13 protein-coding genes are annotated in these 24,718 nt (G+C 74.0%); 8 read left to right on the forward strand and 5 right to left on the reverse strand.

What is annotated here, in order from left to right:
- Window positions 1–8: 8 nt before the first annotated feature.
- The 3 genes from ABZZ17_RS11515 to ABZZ17_RS11525 form a co-directional block, all read right to left on the reverse strand.
- The gene (locus ABZZ17_RS11515; RefSeq protein ID WP_356874544.1) at window positions 9–4,013 is read right to left on the reverse strand and encodes a UvrD-helicase domain-containing protein; all 4,005 of its coding nucleotides are present in this window, start codon (window positions 4,011–4,013) and stop codon (window positions 9–11) included.
- Window positions 4,014–4,056: 43 nt separating this feature from the next.
- Window positions 4,057–7,557, reverse strand: a complete 3,501-nt coding sequence (locus tag ABZZ17_RS11520) for an ATP-dependent DNA helicase (RefSeq protein WP_356874669.1) — start codon at window positions 7,555–7,557, stop codon at window positions 4,057–4,059.
- 285 nt (window positions 7,558–7,842) lie between these two features.
- Window positions 7,843–8,190, reverse strand: a complete 348-nt coding sequence (locus ABZZ17_RS11525) for an MGMT family protein (RefSeq protein WP_356874546.1) — start codon at window positions 8,188–8,190, stop codon at window positions 7,843–7,845.
- A gap of 167 nt (window positions 8,191–8,357) precedes the next feature.
- On the opposite strand from ABZZ17_RS11525, the gene ABZZ17_RS11530 reads away from it, so the two are divergent.
- Window positions 8,358–11,198 (forward strand): lysylphosphatidylglycerol synthase transmembrane domain-containing protein, encoded by a 2,841-nt coding sequence (locus ABZZ17_RS11530; protein ID WP_356874549.1) that lies wholly within the window; start codon window positions 8,358–8,360, stop codon window positions 11,196–11,198.
- Window positions 11,199–11,453: 255 nt separating this feature from the next.
- On the opposite strand, the gene ABZZ17_RS11535 is transcribed toward ABZZ17_RS11530, so the two are convergent.
- On the reverse strand, window positions 11,454–12,191 hold the full coding sequence (locus ABZZ17_RS11535) for a YwiC-like family protein (RefSeq protein ID WP_356874551.1): 738 nt from the start codon (window positions 12,189–12,191) through the stop codon (window positions 11,454–11,456).
- A 265-nt stretch (window positions 12,192–12,456) separates the two neighbouring features.
- On the opposite strand from ABZZ17_RS11535, the gene ABZZ17_RS11540 reads away from it, so the two are divergent.
- The 7 genes from ABZZ17_RS11540 (at window position 12,457) to ABZZ17_RS11570 (ending at window position 23,448) form a co-directional block, all read left to right on the forward strand.
- Window positions 12,457–16,119: a nitrate reductase subunit alpha gene (locus tag ABZZ17_RS11540; RefSeq protein ID WP_356874553.1), complete on the forward strand. Its 3,663-nt coding sequence runs from the start codon at window positions 12,457–12,459 to the stop codon at window positions 16,117–16,119.
- A gap of 4 nt (window positions 16,120–16,123) precedes the next feature.
- Window positions 16,124–17,644, forward strand: coding sequence for a nitrate reductase subunit beta (gene narH / locus ABZZ17_RS11545; RefSeq protein ID WP_356874555.1), 1,521 nt, complete (start codon window positions 16,124–16,126; stop codon window positions 17,642–17,644).
- Window positions 17,641–18,357, forward strand: coding sequence for a nitrate reductase molybdenum cofactor assembly chaperone (narJ, locus tag ABZZ17_RS11550; RefSeq protein WP_356874557.1), 717 nt, complete (start codon window positions 17,641–17,643; stop codon window positions 18,355–18,357). Before narH ends, narJ begins: the two co-directional genes overlap by 4 nt.
- Window positions 18,357–19,082 carry a respiratory nitrate reductase subunit gamma gene (gene narI, locus ABZZ17_RS11555; protein WP_356874559.1) on the forward strand — a complete coding sequence of 242 codons (726 nt, stop codon included), beginning with the start codon at window positions 18,357–18,359 and terminating at the stop codon, window positions 19,080–19,082. Before narJ ends, narI begins: the two co-directional genes overlap by 1 nt.
- Entirely contained in the window at window positions 19,079–20,338 is a 1,260-nt protein-coding gene (locus tag ABZZ17_RS11560; RefSeq protein WP_356874561.1) for a TIGR04053 family radical SAM/SPASM domain-containing protein, read from the forward strand. Before narI ends, ABZZ17_RS11560 begins: the two co-directional genes overlap by 4 nt.
- 48 nt (window positions 20,339–20,386) lie before the next feature.
- Entirely contained in the window at window positions 20,387–21,763 is a 1,377-nt protein-coding gene (hemG, locus tag ABZZ17_RS11565) for a protoporphyrinogen oxidase (protein WP_356874563.1), read from the forward strand.
- Window positions 21,764–21,849: 86 nt separating this feature from the next.
- Window positions 21,850–23,448 (forward strand): alpha/beta hydrolase, encoded by a 1,599-nt coding sequence (locus ABZZ17_RS11570; protein ID WP_356874565.1) that lies wholly within the window; start codon window positions 21,850–21,852, stop codon window positions 23,446–23,448.
- A 52-nt stretch (window positions 23,449–23,500) separates the two neighbouring features.
- Here ABZZ17_RS11570 and moeZ read toward each other — a convergent pair whose 3' ends face one another.
- Window positions 23,501–24,679 carry an adenylyltransferase/sulfurtransferase MoeZ gene (moeZ, locus tag ABZZ17_RS11575; RefSeq protein WP_356874566.1) on the reverse strand — a complete coding sequence of 393 codons (1,179 nt, stop codon included), beginning with the start codon at window positions 24,677–24,679 and terminating at the stop codon, window positions 23,501–23,503.
- Between the last annotated feature and the right edge of the window lie 39 nt (window positions 24,680–24,718).

The raw sequence follows: 24,718 nt of genomic DNA on the forward strand, positions 1-24,718 counted from the left end.
CCACGAGCCTAGCCGTCCGCCCGGGGGGCATCGTCGGTGCCCGATTTGCCTTGGAGGATCCGCTCAAGGCGGGCCCGGTCGGGCAGGTCGCGGGGGCGTATCACGCGGCCGCTGCGAACGTGGAGGAAGGCGGCGCCGACCCGGTCGAGGGGGGTGCCGGTGGCCTCCGCCCAGGCGAGCCGGTACACGGCGAGCTGGAGGGGGTCGGCCTGGGTGGTGCGGCCGGTCTTCCAGTCGACGACCTCGTACGAGCCGTCGGGATTCCGGTAGACGGCGTCGATGCGGCCCCGGATGACGCGGCCGGCGAGGGTCAGCTGGACGGGGGCCTCCATCCGGTACGGGGTGCGCTCGGCGTACTCGCTGCGCTCGAAGGCGGCCTTGAGGGAGTCGAGGTCGGCCTCGTCGGCGATCTCCTGGTCGGAGCCGGGCAGCTCGGCGACGGGGTCGAGGAGGTCGAGGTGCGGCAGGGGCAGCTCGTCGAAGCGGGACTCGACCCAGGCGTGGAAACGGGTGCCCTGGCGCGCGGCGGGCTGCGGGGGCTTGGGCATGGGGCGGGCGAGATCGCGTACGAAGCCCTGCTCGTCGGCGGCGAGTCGCAGCAGCTGGCTCGCGGACAGGGCGGAGGGCAACTCGACGTCGCGCACGGCTGCGCGGGCCCGGCGGAGCTCGCCCTCCAGGGCGTCGAGGTCACGGTCCCAGGAGGCGATGGCGCGGGCCTCTTCGGGGGTGAAGGTGGCCCGGCCGGCCTGTCGGGGGACGGGGCCGGCTCCCGCCGCCCAGGGCTCCGCGGCCCAGGGGTCGTCGTCCCCCCGGCTCGGCCCGGCCGACGGGCGGCGGGCGGGCCACAGGTCCCCGTCCCCGGCCCACAGATCGTCCCCGCCCCCGGCCGGCGCGCCGTCCGCTGCGCTCTCCCCGGCCCAGGGGTCGTCGGAAAGCGGCTCGGGCGCCCCCGCGCGGGCGGCGGGTACGGCGTGCTCCCCGGCCCAGGGGTCGTCGGACAGCGGGCCCGGGCCGCCGGGCCGGGCGGCGGGCACGGCCGGGCGAGCCGCCCAGGGGTCGTCCGGCGGCGCCTGGGGACCCCCGAGGGAGCCGGCCACCGGCTCCGCCGCTCCGGCGCGGGCCGGGGGCAGGGCGCTCTCCCCCGCCCAGGGGTCGTCGGAGAGCGGCCCGGGCCCGGTGGCGGGGGAAGCAGCCGCGGCGGGCTCGCCCGCCGGGGGATGGTCCGGCGCGGCCTGCGGAGCCCCGACGGGGTCGGCCGGTGCGGTCGGCGTCCCGGCGCGGGTGGCGGGTACGGCGCTCTCCCCCGCCCAGGGGTCGTCGGAGAGCGGCCCCGGGCCGTCGGCGCGGGCGCCGGGTACGGCGGGCCCGGTCGGCCAGGGGGTGTCCTCCGGGGGGTCCGGCCAGGGGGTTTCGTCCGTCGGGTCCTCGCAGTGCGGGGGCCAGAGGTAGGGGTCGGTCTCGGGGCCGGGTGCGGGGGCCGGTTCGGGGCGGTTTGCGAGGTGGGCCTCGACCAGGGCGGCGGCCCGGCGGCGCAGGGCCAGCGAGTCGGGGTCGAGGGGCAGCGGCCAGGAGTGCTCGGCGACGGATTCCGCGGCGAGCGCCGGGTTCTCGGCGTCCGGGGCGGGTTCCTCCGCCCAGGCCTCGATCTCCCCGAAGCCGGCCGCGCAGTGGTCGTGCAGGGCGGTCAGGAAGCCGGAGGGGCCGCGGCGCTTCTTCTGGGTCGGGCCCCACCAGTGGCCGGAGGCCAGCAGGAGGGAGCGCGGGCGGGTGAAGGTCACGTAGCCGAGGCGGAGTTCCTCGACGGCCTTGTGCTCCTTGAGGGCGGCCTTGAAGGACTTCAGGCCGGCCGAGGTCCAGGCCGGGTCGTCCGGCAGGGTGGGGGCGTCGCCGCGCAGCCCGTACGGGAGGACCTTGGCGTACGAGGTCCAGGCCTCCGGCGGCTTCTCCTTCGGGAAGGACCCGGCGCACAGGTCGGGGACGACGACCACGTCCCACTCCAGCCCCTTGGACTTGTGGGCGGTGAGGACCTTGACGGTGTTCTCCCCGCCGGGCAGGGCGTGGTCGAGGCCCTTCTCGTACTGGGCGGCGGTGCGCAGGAAGCCGAGGAAGGCCAGCAGCGTCGCCTCGCCGTCCAGGGCGGCGAAGCCGGCGGCGACGTCCATGAAGTGGGACAGGGTCTCCCGGCGGCGGGCCGCCAGGGCGTGCGGGGACGCGGACAGCTCCACCTCCAGCCCGGTCGCGGCGAGCACCCGGTGCAGGACGTCCATCAGCGGGTCGGCGAGGGAACGCCGCAGGTCCCGCAGTTCCTGTGCGAGGTGCGCGAACCGGACGCGGGCGGCCGCCGAGAAGGGGAGGTCGTCGGGGGTCTGGCCGGAGCCGTCGAGGAAGGTCTCCAGCGCGTCGGCGAGGGAGACGACCTCCGCCGGGTCGACTCCTTCGACGGCCGCGGCGAGACGGCCGTCGGGGCCGGAGTCGGGGCCGGACGGGCGGGCGACCAGCTGCCGGGCCCGGCGCCCGAGCAGGGCCAGGTCGCGGGGTCCGATCCGCCAGCGCGGGCCGACGAGGAGCCGGACCAGGGCGGCGTTGGCCCCGGGGTCCTGGAGCACCTCGCAGACGGAGACCAGGTCGGCGACCTCGGGCAGGTGCAGCAGCCCGGACAGGCCGACGACCTCCACCGGCACGTCCCGGGCCACCAGGACGGCCTGGATCCGCGCGAAGTCGGCGGCGGACCGGCACAGCACCGCGATCTCGCCCGGTTCCTTCCCGGTGCGCACCAGGTGGGCGACGGAGTCGCCGAGCCACTCCAGTTCCTCGGCGTGGGTCTCCAGCAGCGCGCAGCGGACCGAGCCGTCGCGTTCGGCGCCCGGCGCGGGGCGCAGCGCCTCGACCCCTTCGTGCATGGCGCGCAGCGGGGCGGCGAGGCCGTTGGCCAGGTCGAGGAGGCGGCCGCCGCTGCGCCGGTTCTCGCTGAGCGAGAGGCGGGTGGCGGGGCTGCCGTCGGCGTGCGGGAAGTGCTCGGGGAAGTCGTCGAGGTTGGCGACGGAGGCTCCGCGCCAGCCGTAGATGGCCTGGCAGGGGTCGCCGACGGCGGTGACGGCATGCCCCGTGCCCCCGCCGAAGAGACCGGACAGCAGCAGCCGCTGGGCGACGGAGGTGTCCTGGTACTCGTCGAGCAGGACGACCCGGAACTCCTCGCGGAGCAGGGCTCCGACCTCGGGCCGGGTGGTGGCGAGCTGTGCGGAGAGGGCTATCTGGTCGCCGAAGTCGAAGAGGTCGCGGGAGCGTTTGGCGGCGCGGTAGCGGGAGACGAGCTCCAGCAGTTCCAGACGGCCGCGTACGGCTTCGGGAACCTTGCGGAGGTCCTCGTTGGTGAGCTTGGCGTCGGCGAGTGCGTCCAGCAGGGCGGTGTCGTACGCGCGCAGGACGGGCGGGTCGACGAGGTGCTCGGAGAGTTCCCCGTCGAGGGCGAGGAGGTCCCCGACCAGGTCGGGCAGGGATTTGGTGAGGGAGGGGTACGGGCCCGGGGCCTCGCGGAGCACCTTCGCGGCGAGCTGGAAGCGGGTGGCGTCGGCGAGGAGCCGGGCGCTGGGCTCCAGGCCGATGCGCAGGCCGTGGTCCTTGAGGAGCTGCCCGGCGAAGGCGTGGTAGGTGGAGATGCGGGGCTCACCGCCCGCCGAGCCGGACTCCACGTCGGCCGGGGAGGGGTCCGGGTCGGTGATCCCGGCACGGCCGAGGGCCTTGCGGACGCGCTCGGCGAGTTCCCCGGCGGCCTTGTTGGTGAAGGTCAGTCCGAGGACCTGTTCGGGGGCGACGGCGCCGGTGCCGACGAGCCACACCACGCGGGCGGCCATCACGGTGGTCTTGCCGGAGCCGGCGCCCGCGACGACGACCTGGGGTGCGGGCGGGGCGGTGACGCAGGCCATCTGTTCGGGCGTGAAGGGGATCCCGAGGAGCTCCTTGAGCTGCTCGGGATCGGTGAGGACGGGCGCGCGCCCGGACTCGTACGCGGTCACCTCAAAAGGCTAGCCGCCCGCACCGACACTCCTCGCCGCCGTCTCATTCCACGGTCTGGCGGCCCTCGGGGCGGGCGCTGCACGCGCCGCGGAAGGAGCAGCGGTTGCAGTGTTCGCCGGTGGCCGGGGCGAAGCGTTCGTCGAGGACCCGTCCGGCGGCGGTGGCCAGCAGGTCGCCGACCCACGCGCCGGAGGGTCCGTCGTGGAGGGCCTGCTGGGCCTGGACCTTCGGGATCTCGTCGCCGCCGTCCTTCTTGGCGGCGCCCTGGCGCAGCTGCACGAGTTCGGCGCCGCCGGGTTCGGGGCGCAGCCCGTCGAAGACCTCGTCGACGGCGCCCTCGCGGACGGCGAGCTGGTAGACGGCGAGCTGGGGGTGCCGGGCGACCTCGTCCCTGGTCGGTGCGGCCTTGCCGGTCTTGAAGTCGACGACGTACGCGCGGCCCTGCGGGTCGGCTTCGACGCGGTCCATGGAGCCGCGGATCCGCACGGCGTACTCGCCCGCGTCGAGGGTGACGTCGAAGTCGTGCTCGGTGGCGACGGAGGCGCGGCCGCCGCGGTCGGTGGTGTGCCAGCGCAGGAAGCGTTCCAGGGCGGCGCGGGCGTTGTCCTTCTCCTGGCGGGACTTCCAGGGCGCGTCGAAGGCGAGGGCGTCCCAGACGGAGTCGAGGCGTTCCATCAGGACGGCGAGGTCGGCGGGGGTGCGGCCGGAGGCGACCTCGTCGGCGAGGACGTGAACGACGTTGCCGAAGCCCTGGGCCGCGGTGGAGGGGGCGTCGGCCTTGACCTCGCGGCCGAGGAACCACTGGAGGGAGCAGGTGTTGGCGAGCTGGTCCAGGGCGCTGCCGGAGAGGGCGACCGGCCGGTCCCGGTCGCGCAGCGGGACGGTGGAGCGGGTGGGTTCGTACAGGCCCCACCAGCGCTGCGGGTGCGCGGCGGGAACGAGGGGGCGGTCCTCGTCGTCGGTGATCGCGGCGAGGCGCGCGAGGCGGCGGGCGGCGGCGTCGCGCAGGGCCTCGGAGGCGTCGGGGTCGACGGTGGTGGCGCGCAGCTCGGCGACGAGGGCGGGGACGGCGAGGGGCCGGCGGGGGCGGCCGGTGACGTCCTTGGGGGTGACGCCGAGTTCGGTGAGGAAACGGGAGGGCTGGTCGCCGTCCTCGGCGGGGGCCTTGACGGCGGTGACGACGAGGCGGTGGCGGGCGCGGGTGGCGGCGACGTAGAAGAGCCGGCGTTCCTCCGCGAGGAGCGCGCCGGGGGTGAGGGGTTCGGCGAGGCCGTCGAGGCCGATGCGGTCGGCTTCGAGGAGGGAGCCGCGGCGGCGCAGGTCGGGCCAGAGTCCTTCCTGGACTCCGGCGACGACGACGAGTCCCCACTCCAGGCCCTTGGAGCGGTGGGCGGTCATCAGGGTGACGGCGTCGCCGCGGACGGCCCGGGTGGTGAGGGTGTCGGCGGCGATGTCCTCCGCTTCGAGCTGTTCGAGGAAGTTGAGCGCGCCGCGGCCGCCCGTACGGTCCTCCGCGCGGGCGGCGTTGTCGAAGAGGGCGCAGACGGCGTCGAGGTCGCGGTCGGCGTTGCGGCCGGCGGCGCCGCCGCGGCGGGCGCCGCGTTCCAGGCGCTGCGGCCAGGGGGTGCCGTCCCACAGGGTCCACAGGGCCTCTTCGGCGGTGCCGCCGCCCTGGAGGAGTTCGCGGGCCTTGCGCAGGAGCAGGCCGAGGCGCTGCGCGCCGCGGGCGTAGGCGGGGTCGTGGGCGGTGAGCCGCTCGGGCTCGGCGAGGGCGCGGGCCAGCAGGACGTCGGAGGGTGCGGGGGCGGTGACACCGGCGGCCCGTTCCTCGTCCCGCAGCGCCCGCCCGAGCCGGCGCAGGTCGGCGGCGTCCATGCCGCCGAGCGGGGACCCGAGCAGCGTGAGCGCGTCCTCGACCCCGACCCAGCCCACGGCTCCGCCGCCACTGCCGTCACCGGCGCCGTCCGCGACCGTCCCGGCGTCCGGAACCGGGCCGGCCGCCGGGCCGTCGCCCTCACCGTCAGCCTCACCCGCGCCCTCGCCCGCGACGAAGCCCGGGCCCTCGACGGGACCGGCGGAGCCGGCCGCCGGGGCGGGGGGCTCCGTATCCGCCGGGCGCCCGGCGGAGTCCGCAACGGGCTCGGCTTCCCGCACCGGGGCGGGGTCCGGCCCGGTACCGGTACCGGTACCGGAACCAGCACCACCACCGTCCGCGGGGTCCTCGCCCTCGGCGGAACCGGAACCGGAACCGGCCGGCGGGGCCGTGGCGGCCGTGGCCGTGATGCGCAGGGCCGTCAGGAGGGGGGCGACGGCCGGTTCGTGGCGCAGGGCGGTCGCGGCGGCGTCGGTTTCCGCGGGGACTCCGGCCGCGATGAGGGCGCGGCGCATGGCCGGCAGGGTGCGGCCGCCGGCGCGGACCAGGACGGCCATGTCCCGCCAGGGGACGCCGTCCTCCAGGTGGGCCCGGCGCAGGACGTCCGCGATGTTGTCGAGCTCGGACCCGGCCGTCGGGTACGTGTACACCTCGACCCGACCGCCCTCCCGTACGGGCTGTAGGGCCCGGTGCGCCTTGACGGCGGCGGACGGCAGGCGCGGTACGGGCATGCGGGTGGTGAGCAGGCGGGTGGCGGCGAGCAGGGCGGAGCCGGAGCGGCGGCCGACGGTGAGGGCCCGTACGGCCGCGCCCGGGAAGGCGGACTCGAAGTCGAGGACGTTGTTGATGTCGGCGCCGCGGAAGGCGTAGATCGACTGGTCGGGGTCGCCGAAGGCGACGAGCGTGCCGGCGGGGCCGTTGAGGGCGCGCAGCAGGCGCAGCTGGGAGGCGTCGGTGTCCTGGTACTCGTCGACGAGGATCACGTCGTGGGCGGAGGCGACGGACGGGGTGCCCTCGGCCAGCAGGACGGCGCGGTGGAGGAGTTCCGCGTAGTCGAGGGCGCCCTGGAGGTCGAGGACGTCGAGGTACTCGGAGAGGAAGGCGGCGGCCGCCTTCCAGTCGGGGCGGCCGGTGCGGGTCGCGAAGGAGTCGAGCGCGGCCGGGCCGAGGCCGAGCTCGCGGGCGCGGGCCAGGACGGCGCGGACCTCGTCGGCGAAGCCGCGGGTGGTGAGCGCGGCGCGCAGGTCGTCCGGCCAGCGGATGGAGCGGAGGCGGCGCTGGCCTTCGAGCAGGGTGCGGACCATGACGTCCTGCTCGGGGCCGGAGAGCAGGCGCAGCGGGTCGGCGAAGAGCTCGTGGTCCTGGTGGGCGCGGACGAGGCCGTAGCAGAAGGAGTGGAAGGTGGTGGCCTGCGGGGCGCGGGCGCCGCCGAGGCGGAGGGCGGCCCGGTCGCGGAGTTCCACGGCCGCCTTGCGGCTGAAGGTGAGGATGAGGATGCGGGCGGGGTCGGTGCCGGCCTCGACGCGGGCGGCGGCGGCCTCGATGAGGGTGGTGGTCTTGCCCGTGCCCGGTCCGGCCAGGACGAGCAGTGGTCCCCGGGTGTGATCAACCACCGCGCGCTGGGCTGCGTCCAGGACAGGGGGAGCCACCTGTTCCGGCCCGGTGCGCACCAGGCGGTACGCGTCAGGGGTCCGCGTACGCCGCTCTGAGCGGCCGGAGGAAGAGGTGATCACGTGAGGTGCCGGTCCTGGTGGGTCTGCGGTTGCTGCGGTGGTGGCGGCGGCGGGGACTGCGGTGGCCGCACCCGTCGCGTACGCCGAAGGGGCAACGCTACGCCAATCGCGGCGGCCGCCGCAGTCCGTCCCGGGAGGGCGGGACGTCGCCCCGGAGGCCCCGGGTGTCGTCCCCCGTACGGGCCTTCGACCGCCCGCCCCCGCTCCGCATGGCCGAAGCTGTCAGGTGTGAGCCTCGTCGCCTCCGTCCCGTCCGTCGCGCCCGTCCCAGCGGGCCCGCCGCATGGCCAGGCGCGGCTCGCCGGACGGGGTCTCGCGCAGCGGGGTGCCCTCGGTGCGGTAGTGCTCCAGGGCCCGCCGCTCGCTGCCCGGGAGGGGTTTCCCGTCCGCCCGCACCACCCGCCACCAGGGCACGGCTCCTCCGTACAGGGCCATGACGCGCCCGACTTGGCGCGGTCCGCCCTCGCCGAGCCACTCCGCGACGTCCCCGTACGTCATCACCCGGCCGGGCGGAATCCGCTCGGCCGCCTCCAGCACCCGCTCCGCGTAGGCGGGCAGCTCTTCGCTCATCCGGGACATGCTGCCGGATGCCACCGACATCCGGACGGAAGCTTCGGTTCCATACCGGCGCGCACCCTGATGCCCCGCCGGGCCGTCGGTCCGTGCCACCATCTTCCGGGCGGTGACTGGTGATACGTGATCAAGAAGAGACGGATGTGACGGCGAAGGAGCAGGGTGTGAGCCCTCCGGACGGCGCGTCGAAGGACGAGGGCGCGCACCCGGACGACGGCGCGCGCGACGTGCGCGCCGCACGTCCGGACGCCCCGGCGCGCCCGGGCGCGCTGGCTCCTCCCGCGCGCGGCCCGGGCTCGGGAACGCACCCCGGGACCGGCCCGGCCCCCGGGGCCGCTCCGGAAGCCGGCCCCGGCGAAGGCCCGGGCGAAGGCCCCGGCCCTGCGGCGGACCCCGCCGACGAGGACGAGCCGCACGGCCACGCGCCGACGGCCGCCGACCAGGTGGAGGTGGACGAGCCGCTGCTCGCCGCCCGCGTGCACCGCCCCTCCGACCTCGTACGGTTCCTCGCCGGCATCCTCGGCATCGCCGTCGTCCTCGGCATCGCGACCTTCGCCCACGGCACCACCGCGGGCCTCGAACAGGACATCAGCAACAGCACCGGCCAGGCACCCGCCCTCCTGATCAAGGTCGCCGGGCTGGTGTCGAGCATCGCGGTCCTCCTGGTCCCGGTCGCCTTCGCCATCGAACGGCTGATCAAACGCGACGGACTGCGCATCGCCGACGGCGTGCTCGCCGCCGTCCTCGCGCACGGGGTCACCCTCGCCACCGACCTGTGGGTCTCGCGGGCCGCCCCGGGCGCCATCCAGGAGGCCCTCACCCAGTCCACGGGCATCGGCGACACCCTCACCGATCCCGTGCACGGCTACCTCGCGCCCGTGATCGCGTACATGACCGCCGTCGGGATGACGCGCCGGCCCCGCTGGCGCGTGGCCCTGTGGGTGGTGCTGCTGCTCGACGCCTTCGCGATGCTGGTCGGCGGGTACACCACACCCTTCTCGATCATCCTGACCGTGCTGATCGGCTGGAGCGTCGCGTACGGGACCCTGTACGCCGTCGGCTCGCCGAACGTGCGGCCCACCGGGCAGAACCTCCTCGCCGGGCTGCGCCGGGTCGGCTTCCAGCCGGTCAGCGCGATGCGCGCGGAGACCGGCGACGGGACGGACAACGGCTCCGAGGCGAGCGACCGGGGCCGGCGCTACCACGTCACGCTGGAGGACGGTCCGCCGCTGGACGTCACCGTCGTGGACCGCGAGCAGCAGGCGCACGGCTTCTTCTACCGGGTGTGGCGACGGCTGACCCTGCGCGGGATCACCACCCGGCGCAGCCTCCAGTCGCTGCGCCAGGCGCTGGAGCAGGAGGCCCTGCTCGCGTACGCCGCGATCGCGGCCGGGGCCAACGCCCCGAAGCTGATCGCGACCTCCGAGCTGGGGCCGGACGCCGTGATGCTCGTCTACGAGCACCTGGGCGGACGCACCCTGGACTCGCTCTCCGACGAGGAGATCACCGACGAGCTGAGCCGCAACGCCTGGGAGCAGGTACGGGCCCTCCAGTCGCGCAGGATCGCGCACCGCCGGCTCACGGGGGACGCGCTGGTGGTGGATCGTTCCGGCAAGGTCATCCTCACGGACCTGCGGGGCGGCGAGATCGCGGCCGGTGACCTCGTGCTCCGGATGGACATCGCGCAGCTCCTGACCACGCTCGGCCTGCGGGTCGGCGCGCAGCGCTCGGTCGCCTCGGCGGTGTCGGTACTCGGCCCGGACACCGTGGCGGACTGCCTGCCGCTGCTCCAGCCGATCGCGCTGAGCCGTTCGACCCGGGCGACGCTGCGCAAGCTGGCCCGCGAGCGGGCCGACCGGCAGCGGGAGGCCGTACTGGAGTCCTCGCGGGCGGCGAAGGCGGCGCGCGAGGCGGACGCCTCGGCCCCGGCGGCGACGCCGGCGGCGGCCCGCAAGGCCGAGAAGCGGGCCCTGGACGACGCGCTGGACGACGCCCGCGAGGAGGACCTGCTGAGCCAGATCCGCCAGCAGGTGCTGCTGATCCGCCCGCAGGCGCCGGTGGAGCCGGCCCGGCTGGAGCGGATCCGGCCGCGGACGCTGGTCTCGTTCATCGCGGGCGCCTTCGGCGCGTACTTCCTGCTGACGCAGCTGGCCCACGTGGACTTCGCGAAGATCGTCGGCGAGGCGCAGTGGGGCTGGGTCGGGGCGGCGCTCGGCTTCTCGGCGCTGAGCTACTTCGCGGCGGCGATGAGCCTGCTGGGCTTCGTGCCCGAGCGGGTGTCGTTCCTGCGGACCGTGGTCGCGCAGGTGGCGGGGTCCTTCGTGAAGCTCGTCGCTCCGGCGGCGGTCGGCGGGGTCGCGCTGAACACGAGGTTCCTGCAGCGGGCGGGGGTCCGGCCGGGGCTGGCGGTCGCCAGCGTGGGCGCCTCGCAGCTGTTCGGGCTGGCGAGCCACATCCTGCTGCTGCTGTCCTTCGGCTACCTGACGGGCACCGAGAAGACCCCGGAGATGACCCCGTCCCGGACGGTCATCGCGGGTCTGCTGACGGTCGCGGTGCTGGTGCTGGTGGTGACGGCGGTGCCGTTCCTGCGGAAGTTCGTGGTGACCCGGGTACGGGCCCTGTTCGCGGGCGTGGTGCCGCGCATGCTGGACGTGCTCCAGCGGCCGCAGAAGCTCATGACCGGCATCGGCGGCATGCTGCTGCTGACCGGCTGCTTCGTGATGTGCCTGGACGCCTCGATCCGCGCCTTCGGCGGAGGCGAGGCCATCAGCTACGCGAGCATCGCGGTGGTCTTCCTGGCCGGCAACGCGCTCGGTTCGGCTGCGCCGACCCCGGGCGGCATCGGCGCGGTGGAGACCACGCTGACGCTGGGCCTGGTCGCGGCGGGCCTCCAGGGCGACGTCGCCTTCTCGGCGGTACTGCTGTTCCGCACGATGACCTTCTGGCTGCCGGTGCTGCCGGGGTGGATCTCGTTCAACTTCCTCACCCGCAAGGAAGCCATCTAGGCCAAGGAAGCCATCTAGTGCCGTGACCGGAAAGGTCCACCGGGTCGCGACGCCCGGCACGGCGCCTCTCCGCGTTGTCGGACCACGGAGGTACGTCCAGTACGAGCCGTGGCCCTCCGCCTTGAGATGCACCGCACCGGACGCCGCGACCCGGCAAACCTTCCCGGCCACGGCACTAGGCCCCTCTCTTCCGGATCGTGCCGGTCGTGCCGGGCCGTCCCGCGTGGAGCGGGGTGGCGCGGGCGCGGCTGCGGGTCAGAACGCGAGCAGCAGGGTGGCCAGGAGGGCGGCCGACAGGGCGAGTTCCACCGCGCCGACCAGTGGGGGTTTCAGGCCGCGGCCCGGCAGGGCGGCCGCTCGGGCGAGGCAGGCGGCGAAGGGCAGCGCCAGCCAGGGCGAGAGCGCGGCCGCGGCGGCCAGGGCCGCCGCGTGGTAGGCGACCGAGCCGCGGCGGTAGGCCGGGGAGCGGCGTTCGCGGATCATCGTCTTCACGTACGGGACGGTGCCGGCGAAGTAGAGCAGGCAGGCCAGCGCCGGCCGCCAGAGCGCCGCGGGGTCCGCCCCGCCGAGGCCGCCCGCGACCAGCAGCATGCCGCAGGCCGGGACGACCGCGGCCAGGCCGTTGACCAGGGCCCGCTCGCGGCCCCGTAGGGCGTAGCGGGTGTTCACCGCCACGAAGGGCGCCGCCGCCGCGCCCGCGAGCAGCAGCCGGGGGTGGAGCGCCACCAGGGGCAGGCCCGCCGCCGCGGCGGCCGCGCCGAGCACCAGCGCCGGGCGGCCGTGCCGGGACGCGGAGCGCAGCCCGCGCGCCCGCAGCCGCAGCCACTGCTGGGCGTGGAAGACGGCGGCGTACGCGAGCAGCCAGGCGGCGAGGAGCAGCCCGTGCTGTCCGCCCGGCCGGGGCGCGAGGAAGGTGCCCGCGAGGAAGGGCACGGCCAGCATCGCCCACGCCCCGTGCTGGTCGGGGATCCAGCGGTACTCGTCGCGTGCCACGGCCACGCCCTCCTGGATGTCGCGTTCTTCCGCGATTCGCCTGTGGCCCGGCGCAGTTGGGCCGCTTCCAGCGTGGCATCCACTGGGCCCGTGAAAGTGCGGAAGGAGGTCACGGACAGAGGGGACCTTTGTCACCGGTTCGGCCGGTCCGGCGGGCGTAGCGTCGTTTCGGGCCCGTTTCCTCCCGGACTGTCCGATGACCGTCCGGTCCTGTTCCCGGTCCCGGTCCCGTTTCCGGTCCCGTTTCCCGCCCTGGAGGGTCGCCTTGCACGAGCGTCAGGAGAACAAGGCGCATGAGGACGCCGTCGATTCGCTCATCAGGGCGGGCAGTTTCTTCACCCGCGCCGAGGTGTCCGACGACCTGCGGACGGTGCACCGGACGGGCGGGCGGGCCGCGGAGGCCTTCTACCGCGACCGCTGGAGCCACGACAAGGTCGTCCACTCCACCCACGGCGTGAACTGCACCGGTTCCTGCCGCTGGAAGGTGTTCGTCAAGGACGGGATCATCACCTGGGAGACCCAGGCGACCGACTACCCGTCCGTCGGCCCGGACCGGCCGGAGTACGAACCCCGCGGCTGTCCGCGCGGAGCCTCGTTCTCCTGGTACTCGTACTCCCCCACCCGCGTCCGCTACCCGCTCGTGCGCGGCACGCTCCTGGAGGCGTACCGCGAGGCCAAGGCCCGCCTGGGCGATCCGGTCGGGGCGTGGGCGGACATCCAGCGCGATCCGGAACGCCGCCGCGCCTACCAGCGGGCCCGCGGCAAGGGCGGTCTGGTGCGGGCCTCGTGGGAGGAGGCGACCGAGATCATCGCCGCGGCGCACGTGCACACGATCGCGGAGCACGGCCCGGACCGGGTCGCGGGCTTCTCCCCGATCCCCGCCATGTCGATGGCCTCGCACGCGGCGGGGGCCCGCTTCCACTCGCTCATCGGCGCCCCGATGCTCAGCTTCTACGACTGGTACGCCGACCTCCCGGTGGCCTCGCCGCAGGTGTTCGGCGACCAGACGGACGTCCCCGAGTCGGGCGACTGGTGGGACGCGGCGTACCTGATGATGTGGGGCTCGAACGTCCCCGTCACCCGCACCCCGGACGCGCACTGGATGGCCGAGGCCCGTTACCGGGGCCAGAAGGTCGTCACGGTCTCACCGGACTTCGCCGACAACACGAAGTTCGCCGACGAGTGGATGCACCCGCACCCCGGTACGGACGGCGCGCTGGCCCTGGCGATGGGCCACGTCGTCCTGAAGGAGTTCTTCGTCGAGAAGGAGACGCCCTTCTTCACGGACTACGTCCGCCGGTACACCGACCTGCCGTTCCTGGTCTCGCTCCGGGAGACGGAACAGGGCCTGGTGCCGGGCAAGTTCGTCACCGCCGCCGACCTCGGGCAGGACACCGAGAACGCGGAGTGGAAGACCGTCCTCGTCGACGACGTCACCGGCGAGCCGGTCGTGCCGAACGGCACGCTCGGGCACCGCTGGGGGAAGAACGAGACGCCCGAGTGGAACCTGGACCTCGGTGACACCGTGCCCCGCCTCACGCTCCTCGGGGAGGGCGGGAGCGCCGAGATCGTCCTGCCGCGCTTCGAGGACGACGAGCGCGGCGGCACCGTCCGCCGCGGGGTGCCCGTGCGCCGGCTCGGCGACCGCCTCGTCACCACCGTCTTCGACCTGATGCTGGCCCAGTACGGAGTCGGCCGCGCGGGCCTGCCCGGCGAGTGGCCCGCCGGCTACGACGACGCCTCGCAGCCCGGCACCCCCGGCTGGCAGGAGTCGCTGACCTCGGTCCCCGCCGCCCAGGCGGTGCGCGTGGCCCGGGAGTTCGCGGAGACGGCCGAGCGGTCGAACGGCCGCTGCATGATCCTCATGGGAGCCGGCACCAACCACTGGTTCCACTCCGAGACGATCTACCGCGCCTTCCTGGCGCTGCTCACCCTCACCGGCTGCCAGGGCCGCAACGGCGGCGGCTGGGGCCACTACGTCGGCCAGGAGAAGTGCCGTCCGGTCACCGGCTGGGCGACCCTCGCGGCGGCCTCCGACTGGTCGCGCCCGCCGCGCCAGATGATCGGCGCGGCCTGGTTCTACCTGCACACCGGCCAGTGGCGCTACGACACCCTGCCCGCCGAGGCGCTGGCCTCCCCGCTCGCGACGGGCGCCTTCACGGGGATGACCGGCGCGGACTGCCTGGCCGCGAGCGCCCGCATGGGCTGGATGCCCTCGTACCCGACCTTCGACCGCAACCCCCTCGACCTGGGCGCGGCCGCCGACCCGGTGGCCGACGCGGTGCGGGAGCTGAAGGACGGCACGCTCGGCTTCGCCGGCGAGGACCCGGACGCCCCGCGGAACTGGCCCCGCGTGCTCAACGTGTGGCGGGCCAACCTGCTCGGATCCAGCTCCAAGGGCAACGAGTACTTCCTCAAGCACCTGCTCGGCACCCACTCCAACCTCCCCGACGACGGCCCGCGCTGCGCGCCCAGGGACGTCACGTACCGGGAGGAGGACGTCGAGGGGAAGCTGGACCTGCTCATGTCGATGGACTTCCGGATGACGTCCACGACGCTGCTGTCGGACGTGGTCCTCCCGGCGGCCACCTGGTACGAGAAGCACGACCTGTCCTCCACGGACATGCACCCCTTCCTGCACGCCTTCACCCCGGCCGTGGACCCGCCCTGGCAGGCCCGCTCCGACTACGACGCCTTCCTCGCGATCGCCCGCCGGTTCGGCGAGCTCGCCCGGACCCGTCTCGGCGTCCGCAGGGACCTCGTCGCGACCGCGCTCCAGCACGACACCGCGGGCGGCGAGATGGCCCAGCCCGGCGGGGTGGCCCTGGACTGGTCGAAGGGCGAGTGCGAACCCGTGCCCGGGCGCACCATGTACAACCTGGCGGTCGTCGAACGCGACTACGGGGCGGTCGGTGAGAAGTTCGCCGCGCTCGGCCCGCTCGTCGACCGGCTCGGCGTGACCACCAAGGCGATCACCTACGACGTGACCGAGGAGATCGCCTACCTCGGGGAGAAGAACGGCCTGGTCCGGAGCGGGGTCGCGGAGGGCCGCCCGCGCCTGGACACCGCCGGGCGGGCCTGCGAGGCGATCCTCTCCCTGTCCGGCACCTCCAACGGCCGGCTGGCCACCCAGGGCTTCGAGACCCTGGAGAAGCAGGTCGGCACGCACATGGCGCACCTGGCCGCCGAGGCCGAGGGCAAGCGGATCACCTTCGCGGACACCCAGGCCCGCCCCGTCCCGGTGATCACCTCTCCCGAATGGTCGGGTTCCGAGGCCGGCGGGCGCCGCTACACGGCCTTCACCGTCAACACCGAGCACCTGAAGCCCTGGCACACCCTCACCGGCCGCCAGCACTTCTTCGTCGACCACGACTGGCTGCACGAGGTCGGGGAGTCCCTCCCCGTCTACAAGCCGCCGCTGAACATGCACACCCTGTACGGGGAGCCCGAACTGGGCGTCGTCGACGAGAAGACGGTCGCCGTCCGGTACCTGACCCCGCACAACAAGTGGGCGATCCACAGCCAGTACCAGGACAACCTCTACATGATGACGCTCGGCCGGGGCGGTCAGACGGTGTGGATGTCCCCGCAGGACGCCGCCGCGATCGGGGTCGCGGACAACGACTGGATCGAGGCCGTCAACCGCAACGGCGTGGTCACCGCCCGCGCGATCGTCTCCCACAAGATGCCTCCCGGCACGGTCTACATGAACCACGCGCAGGAGCGGACGGTCGGCGTCCCCAAGACGGAGAAGACCGGCCGCCGCGGCGGCATCCACAACTCGCTGACCCGGGTGATGCTCAAGCCCACCCACCTCATCGGCGGCTACGCCCAGCTGACCTGGGCCTTCAACTACCTCGGCCCGACCGGCAACCAGCGTGACGAGGTGACGGTCATCCGCCGCCGCGACCAGAAGGTGGAGTACTAGTCCCATGCGCGTGATGGCACAGGTCGCGATGGTCATGAACCTCGACAAGTGCATCGGATGCCACACCTGTTCGGTCACCTGCAAGCAGGCGTGGACCAACCGGCAGGGCACCGAGTACGTCTGGTTCAACAGCGTGGAGACCCTCCCCGGCCAGGGTTACCCGCGCCGCTGGGAGGACCAGGAGAAGTGGAAGGGCGGCTGGGAGCGCACCCGTTCCGGCCGGCTGCGGCTGAAGGCGGGCGGCCGGCTGAAGAAGCTCGGCGGCATCTTCGCCAACCCCCACCTGCCGGAGATCGACGACTACTACCAGCCGTGGACCTACGAGTACAAGAACCTCACCGAGGCCCCGGCGGGCGACGACCTGCCCACCGCCCGGCCCGTCTCGCAGATCACCGGCGAGCCCGTCGACAAGGTCGAATGGGGTCCGAACTGGGACGACAACCTCGGCGGCGCCCCCGCGCACGCCCCGAGGGACCCGATCGTGGAGAAGATCCGCGACGAGGTGGGCGAGAAGATCCGCTTCGAGTTCGAGCAGAGCTTCATGTTCTACCTCCCCCGGATCTGCGAGCACTGCCTGAACCCGGCGTGCGTCTCGTCCTGCCCGTCCGGTGCGATGTACAAGCGCGAGGAGGACGGCATCGTCCTCGTCGACCAGGACGGGTGCCGCGGCTGGCGCATGTGCGTGACGGGCTGCCCGTACAAGAAGGTGTACTTCAACCACCGCACCGGCAAGGCTGAGAAGTGCACCTTCTGCTTCCCGCGCATCGAGGTCGGCATGCCGACGGTGTGCTCCGAGACCTGCGTGGGCCGGATGCGCTACCTCGGCGTGATGCTCTACGACGCCGACAAGGTCGCCGGGGCCGCGGCCGTCGAGGACGAGCACGACCTGTACCCCTCCCAGGTGGAGTGCTTCCTCGATCCGCACGACCCGGCCGTGGCCGCCGCCGCCCGCGCCGCCGGCATCACCGAGGAGTGGCTGGAGGCGGCCCGGAACTCCCCCGTCTACGACCTGATCGCCACCTACCAGGTCGCCCTGCCGCTGCACCCGGAGTACCGGACCATGCCGATGGTCTGGTACGTGCCTCCGCTGTCCCCCGTCGTCGAGGCGGTCGCCGCCACCGGCAGCGACGGCGAGGACGCCGGCAACCTCTTCGGGGCGATCGACGCGCTGCGCATCCCCGTCGAGTACCTGGCCGCGATCCTCACGGCGGGCGACACCTACGCCGTCGAGGCCGTGCTGCGCCGGATGGCGGCGATGCGCGCCTACATGCGCAGGATCAACCTCGGCGAGCCGAGGGACGAGTCGATCGCCGGAGCGGTCGGCCTGACCGGCCCCGAGATGGAGGACATGTTCCGGCTGCTGGCCATCGCCAAGATCGAGGACCGGTTCGTGGTCCCGACGGCCGCCCGCGCCGAGGCCGACGCCCTCGCCGGGACCCACCCGCTGGACGCCGCCTGCCCGGTCGGCGGGGAACCCGAACCCCGCGTGATGCTCAACCTCAGCCCCACCAGGAGGAGTTCGTGACACCCGACGGCCTGGTGCGGCTCGTGGCCGGCTGCGCGCTGCAATACCCCGGCGACCGCTTCCACGACGAACTCCCCCGCCTGCGCGCGGCCCTCGCCGGGGCGCCGGACGGACCGGCCGGACTGCTCGGCGCGTTCCTCGACGGCGCCGAGGAGCTCGGCCCCGTCGAGCTGTGCGCGCGGTACTCCGACACCTTCGACACCCGCAACCGGCGCTGCCTCTACCTCACCTGGTGGACCGACGGCGACACGCGCCGGCGCGGGCTCTCCCTCGTCCGGCTGAAGCGGATCTACCGGGACTTCGGGCTGGAGTACGCGGGCGAGGAACTGCCCGACTTCCTGCCGGTGGCCCTGGAGTTCGCCGCGCTCCGGGAGGAGGCCGGTACCGAGCTGCTCCAGGAGCACCGGGCCGGGCTGGAACTGCTGCGGCTCGCGCTCGCCGAGTCCGGGTCCCCGTACGCCCGGGTGCTGGAGGCCGTCTGCGCCACCCTGCCCGGGCCCTCGCCGCGCAGCCGCGCGGAGGCGAAGGCGCTCGCGAGGAACGGTCCCCCGCAGGAACTGGTGGGCGCGGGCTCGGCCCTCGAACCCTTCGGCCCGGGCATCGACCCGCCGCAGGACCTCCCGGCGGACTTCCCGGCGGCGCTCACGGCCGGCTTCCCGTCCGGCCGGACCGCCGACCTCCCCTGGCCCACCACCGAAAGGCAGACGGCCTGATGGACCTCCTCCTGTGGGGCGTACTGCCGTACGTCTCGATCGCCCTGCTCGTCGCCGGCACGCTCTGGCGGGCCCGCTTCGACCAGTTCGGCTGGACCACGCACTCCTCGCAGGTCCACGAGTCGCGGCTGCTGCGGATCGGCTCCCCGCTCTTCCACTTCGGCATGCTCTTCGTGGTCGTGGGCCACGTCGTGGGCCTGCTGATCCCGATGGGCTGGACCGACGCGGTGGGCCTGGACGACCACGCCTACCACCTCCTGGCCGTCTCCACCGGCGCCGTCGCGGGCGTCGCGGCCGCCGCCGGCGTCGGGATCCTGGTGTACCGGCGCTTCACGGTGCCGGCCGTCCGCCGGGCGACCCTGCGCGGCGACCACGTGATGTACGCCTGCCTGCTCGGTGCGATGCTCCTCGGGCTGACGGCCACGGTCCTCAACTCGACCGGGCAGACCGGCGGCTACAACTACCGCGAGGGCGTCTCGGTCTGGTTCCGCAGCCTGTTCGCCCTGCGGCCGGACTACCACCTGATGGCGGGCGCCCCGCTCGCCTTCCGGCTGCACGTCCTGTTCGGCTTCGCGCTGTTCGCGCTCGTCCCGTACTCGCGGCTGGTGCACATGTTCTCCGCCCCGCTGAAGTACCTGGTCCGGCCGTACGTCGTCTACCGGCGCCGGGATCCGGAGCAGCTGGCGAACCGCCCGCAGAGGCGGGGCTGGGAGCGGGTGTCGTGAAGCCTCCCGCCGGCTCGGCGCGGCCCCCGGCCGGTGCCGGGCGGCCGCCCGCCGTCGTGCGCCGGCCCCGGCACTCGGTCGCCGAACGCCCCTTCCTCGTGATCTGGGAGGCCACCCGGGCCTGCCCGCTGGCCTGCCTGCACTGCCGGGCCGAGGCGCTGACGGCCCGGGACCCGCGGGAACTCGACGGGGCGGACGCCCGCCGGGTGATGGACCAGACCGCCGCCTTCGGGAAACCCGGCCCGCTGTTCGTGATCACCGGCGGGGACCCCTTCCAGCGCCCCGACCTCGCGGACCTGATCGCGTACGGGACCTCCCTGGGCCTCAGGGTCGCCGTCTCCCCCTCCGGCACCCCCACCCTGACCCGGGCCGGCCTCGAAGCCGTCCGCGACGCCGGCGCGGTGGCCCTCTCCCTGTCCCTGGACGGGTCCACCGCCGCCCGGCACGACGCCTTCCGGGGCGTCCCGGGGGTGTACGACTGGACCCTGGAGGGCTGGCGGACCGCCCGCGAGCTGGGCCTCAAGGTGCAGATCAACACCACGGTCTCCCGGGACAGCCTGGAGGACCTGGCCGACATCGCCGCCCTGGTGCGGCGCGAGGGCGCGATGCTGTGGTCGGGCTTCCTGCTGGTGCCGACGGGACGCGCGGAGGGTCTGGACCCGCCGACCCCGGCGGAGATCGAGGACGTACTGCACTTCCTGTACGACTGCGGCGCCGTGATGGCCACCAAGACCACGGAGGGCCACCACTTCCGCCGGGTCGCGCTCCAGCGGGCCGTCCTCGACGCGCGCGGCGAGCGCCCCGCCCTCGGTCCGCTGTACGGGCGGCTGCGCGCCCGCGCCGCCGGCCTCGGCTTCTTCGAGGGCGCCCGGCGGACCGTGCGCCGGCCCCCGATGGACGTCTCCTCGGGGCGCGGCTTCGTCTTCGTCTCGCACACCGGCGAAGTGCACCCGAGCGGTTTCCTGCCGCTGTCCGGCGGCAACGTGAAGGAACGCCCGCTGACCTCCGTCTACCGGGAGTCGGCGCTGTTCACCTCGCTGCGCGATCCGTCGCTGCTGCGGGGCAGGTGCGGGGCCTGCGAGTTCAAGACGGTGTGCGGGGGCTCTCGGTCGCGGGCGTACGGTTCCACCGGGGACGTGCTGGAGGAGGATCCGTACTGCGCGTACGAGCCCGGCAGCTTCCCGTACCGGCGGGAGGTGGAAGCCCTGGCCGAAAGCACGAAGCGGCGACCCCCGCCCCTCCCATATGTTTCATAAGGGAACATATCGTCCACGGTCGCAGGACCACGGTCACAGGAGAAGACAATGCGTTCAGTGATCGTCGTCGGTGGCGGCATCAGCGGTCTGGCGGCCGCCTGGCAGCTGCGCGGCCACGCGGACGTCACCCTGCTGGAGGGCCAGGCCAAGGTCGGCGGCAAACTCCGCACCGGCACCATCGCCGGCATCACCGTCGACGAGGGCGCGGAATCCCTGATGGCCCTGCGCCCGGAAGCCGTGGAACTGGCCGCCGCCGTCGGACTCGGCAACGCCCTCCGCGACCCGGAACAGGCCCCCACCACCGTCTGGACCCACGGCGCCCTGCGCCCCCTGCCGGCCGGGCACGTCATGGGCATCCCCACCGACCCGGCCGCCCTGGCCGGCACCGGACTGCTCTCGCCGGAGGGCGTCCTGCGGGCCGGCCGGGAGGAGACCCTCCCCGCCTCCCCGCTCACCGGCGACTGCTCCGTCGGCGCCTACCTGGGCGCCCGCCTCGGCCGGGAGGCCGTCGACCGGCTGGTCGAACCCCTCCTGGGCGGGGTCTACGCCGGCCGCGCCGACCGGCTCTCGCTGCGCGCGGCGATGCCCCGGATCGCCGCCCTCGCCGAACAGGGCACCCCGCTGCTGCCCGCCCTGCGCCGCATGAAGGCCGCGGGCGCCCCCCGCCCGGCCGCGGTGGCCGTCCAGGGCGTGGCCGGCGGCACCGGCCGCTTCCCGCAGGCCGTGGCCCGGGCGTGCGGTGCGCGCATCCTGACCGGGACGACGGCACGCTCCCTCCACCGCCTGCCGGACGGCGGCTGGCGGGTGCTGGCGATGACCGCCGACGGCCCCCTCACGATGGACGCCGACGCCGTGATCCTGGCGCTCCCGGCCTTCGCCGCGGCCGAGCTGCTGCGGCCCCACTCCCCCCTCGCCGAGGAGGAGCTCGCGGCCATCCCGCACGCCTCGACCGCCGTCGTCACCATGGCCTTCTCCCGCACCCGGGCCCACTTCCTGCCGGAGGGCAACGGGTTCCTCGTCCCGCCGGTGGACGGCCACGCCCTCAAGGCCGCCTCGTTCCTCTCCAACAAATGGGCCTGGCTGCACGACGCGGCGCCCTCGGTGTTCGTGCTCCGCGCGTCCATCGGCCGGATCGGCGAGGAAGAGCTCCTGGACCGGCCCGACCGCCACCTGGTGCGCACCGCGATCGCCGAACTCCACCACGCGGTGGGCCCCATGGGCGAGCCCCTGGCCGCCCGCGTGACCCGCTGGGACCGGGGCCTGCCGCAGTACGGCGTCGGCCACCGCGAGCGGGTGAACCGGATCCGCGGGGCGGTCGGGAAGCTCCCCGGCCTCGCCGTGTGCGGCGCGGCCTACGAGGGGGTGGGCGTCGCCGCCTGCGTGGCGACCGGCCGCAGCGCCGCGAAGGAGATCCTGGCGGCCTGACCCCGCCCCCGGCGGGGCGGGCCCGCGGGCACCCGAACGGCCCACGGCGCGGGCGGAGCCGCCACGCCCCGCGCAGGATGGGGAACATGCCGAGAAACGCCCTGCGGACCGCCGCTGCCGCCGCCCTCGCCACCGCGCTGCTCACCACGGCCGCCTGTTCCGGCGGCGGCGACGGGGAGAAACCGGAGGCCGACGCCGCCGGTGCGAAACCCCTGGAGTGGGGCGAGTGCGAGGCCCCCACCGCCCTGGAGGGCGGGGGGCAGACGCCCGGCAAGGACTGGCAGTGCGCCACCCTCGACGTGCCCCTGGACTACGCGAAGCCCGAGGGCGAGACGATCCCCCTCGCCCTGATCCGCGCCAAGGCCCGCGACAAGAAGAACCGGATCGGCTCGCTCGTCTTCAACTTCGGCGGCCCGGGCGGCTCGGGCATCACCACCCTCCCCGGCGCGGCCAAGGAGTACGACGCGCTGCGCGACCGGTACGACCTGGTCAGTTTCGACCCCCGCGGGGTGGGCCGCAGCACCCCGGTCCGCTGCCTGGACGACAAGCAGCTCGACGCGTACTACGCCCAGGACTCCTCGCCCGGCACACCCGAGCAGGAGAAGGCCTACGTCGACGGCATCAAGGGGTACCAGCAGGCCTGCCGGACGAAGTCGGGCAAGGTCCTGCCGTACGTCGGCACGGAGAACGCCGCCCGCGACCTCGACCGGATCCGCCAGGCCCTCGGCGACGAGAAGCTGAACTACTTCGGGATCTCCTACGGCACCGAACTCGGCGGGGTCTACGCCCACCTCTTCCCGAAGAACGTCGGCCGGGCCGTCTTCGACGCCGTCGTGGACCCGACGAAGACCTCCGAGGAGGGCTCGCTCGGCCAGGCCAAGGGCTTCCAGCTCGCCCTCGGCAACTTCGCGCAGGACTGCGTGGACCGCGGTGACGCCTGCCGCCTCCAGGGCAGCACCGCGAAGGAGATCGAGGACAACATCATCAAGCTCCAGAAGTCCCTGGCCGCCCAACCCATCACGGGCATCGGCGACCGGCAGCTCACCGACGGGGCCGCGACCAACGGCATCGCGCAGGCCCTGTACTCCAAGGAGCTGTGGCCGCTGCTGGAGCAGGGCCTGGACGAGGCGGAAGGCGGGCAGGGCCAGCTGCTGATGGCCCTCTCCGACGCCCTCAACGGCCGGGACCAGCAGGGGCGCTACAGCAACATCGGGGCCGCCAACACGGCCATCAACTGCGCGGACTCCAAGGAGCGCGTCACGCTGGAGCAGGCCAAGGCCAAGCTCCCGGCGTTCCGGGCGGCGTCGCCCGTCTTCGGGGACTTCCTCGGCTGGGCCATGCTGAGCTGCACCGACTGGCCCGTGGCGGGCGCCTGGGACACCCCGGACGTGTCCGCCCCCGGCGCGGACCCGATCCTGGTGATCGGCAACACCGGCGACCCGGCGACCCCGTACGAGGGGGCCCGCAAGATGGCCGAGCGGCTCGGCGAGGGCGTGGGCGTGGAGCTGACGTACAAGGGCGAGGGGCACGGCGCGTACAACAGCGGCGACCCCTGCGTGCAGAAGGCGGTGAACGGCTACCTGCTGGACGGGAAGGTGCCGGCCGCCGGCTCCGTCTGCACCGCGGTCCCGGACGCCACGGGGACGCCCGTCACACCGCAGGCCCCGGCGTCGCAGAGCGCCTGAAACGCGCCGGAGGGGCCGTACCGCGGGCGCGGTACGGCCCCTCCGGCGCGTTCTAGTAGACCGGCTTCTCGGGCTCGATCTGGTGGACCCAGCCGATGACGCCGCCGCCGACGTGGACGGCGTCCGCGAAGCCCGCGGACTTCAGGACGGCCAGGACTTCCGCACTGCGGACACCCGTCTTGCAGTGCAAGACGATGCGCTTGTCCTGCGGCAGGTCCTGGAGGGCCGCGCCCATCAGGAACTCGCCCTTGGGGATCAGCTTCGCGCCGGGGATCGAGACGATCTCGTACTCGTTGATCTCGCGGACGTCGATGATCTCGATCGGCTCGTCGTTGTCGATCCACTCCTTGAGCTGCTTGGGAGTGATCGTCGAACCCGCGGCGGCCTCCTGGGCCTCCTCCGACACGACGCCGCAGAAGGCCTCGTAGTCGATGAGCTCCTTGACGGTCGCGTTCGGACCGCAGACCGCGCAGTCGGGGTCCTTGCGGACCTTGACCTGGCGGTACTGCATCTCCAGGGCGTCGTAGATCATCAGGCGGCCGACCAGCGGCTCGCCCACGCCCGTGAGGACCTTGATGGCCTCGGTGACCTGGATGGACCCGATGGACGCGCACAGCACGCCCAGCACGCCGCCCTCGGCGCAGCTCGGGACCATGCCCGGCGGCGGGGGCTCCGGGTAGAGGCAGCGGTAGCAGGGTCCGTGCTCGGACCAGAAGACCGAGGCCTGGCCGTCGAAGCGGTAGATCGAACCCCACACGTACGGCTTGTTCAGCAGCACGCAGGCGTCGTTGACCAGGTAACGGGTGGCGAAGTTGTCCGTGCCGTCGACGATGAGGTCGTACTGGCTGAAGATCTCCATCACGTTCTCGGCTTCGAGCCGCTCTTCGTGAAGGACCACGTTGACGTACGGGTTGATGCCCAGCACGCTGTCGCGCGCCGACTCGGCCTTGGAACGGCCGATGTCTGCCTGGCTGTGGATGATCTGGCGCTGCAGGTTCGACTCGTCGACCTCGTCGAACTCCACGATGCCCAGCGTGCCGACGCCGGCCGCGGCCAGGTACATGAGGGCGGGCGAGCCGAGGCCGCCCGCGCCCACGGCCAGCACCTTGGCGTTCTTCAGGCGCTTCTGGCCGTCCATCCCGACATCCGGGATGATCAGGTGGCGGGAGTACCGACGGACCTCGTCAACGGTGAGCTCAGCAGCTGGCTCTACCAGGGGTGGCAGCGACACGGGGACTCCGTAGATGGGTATGTCTCAACGGTTGTTCTC

The sequence above is a fragment of the Streptomyces sp. NPDC006512 genome, assembly GCF_040611935.1.
In the GTDB taxonomy this organism is placed as follows: Bacteria; Actinomycetota; Actinomycetes; order Streptomycetales; family Streptomycetaceae; genus Streptomyces.

Bases quoted from the DNA above. Each gene is read 5' to 3' on its own strand.
- ABZZ17_RS11525 (WP_356874546.1), bottom strand. From the start codon at position 8,190: ATGAGCGAAGAGCTGCCCGCCTACGCGGAGCGGGTGCTGGAGGCGGCC.
- narH (WP_356874555.1), top strand. From the start codon at position 16,124: ATGCGCGTGATGGCACAGGTCGCGATGGTCATGAACCTCGACAAGTGC.
- narI (WP_356874559.1), top strand. From the start codon at position 18,357: ATGGACCTCCTCCTGTGGGGCGTACTGCCGTACGTCTCGATCGCCCTG.
- hemG (WP_356874563.1), top strand. From the start codon at position 20,387: ATGCGTTCAGTGATCGTCGTCGGTGGCGGCATCAGCGGTCTGGCGGCC.
- ABZZ17_RS11570 (WP_356874565.1), top strand. From the start codon at position 21,850: ATGCCGAGAAACGCCCTGCGGACCGCCGCTGCCGCCGCCCTCGCCACC.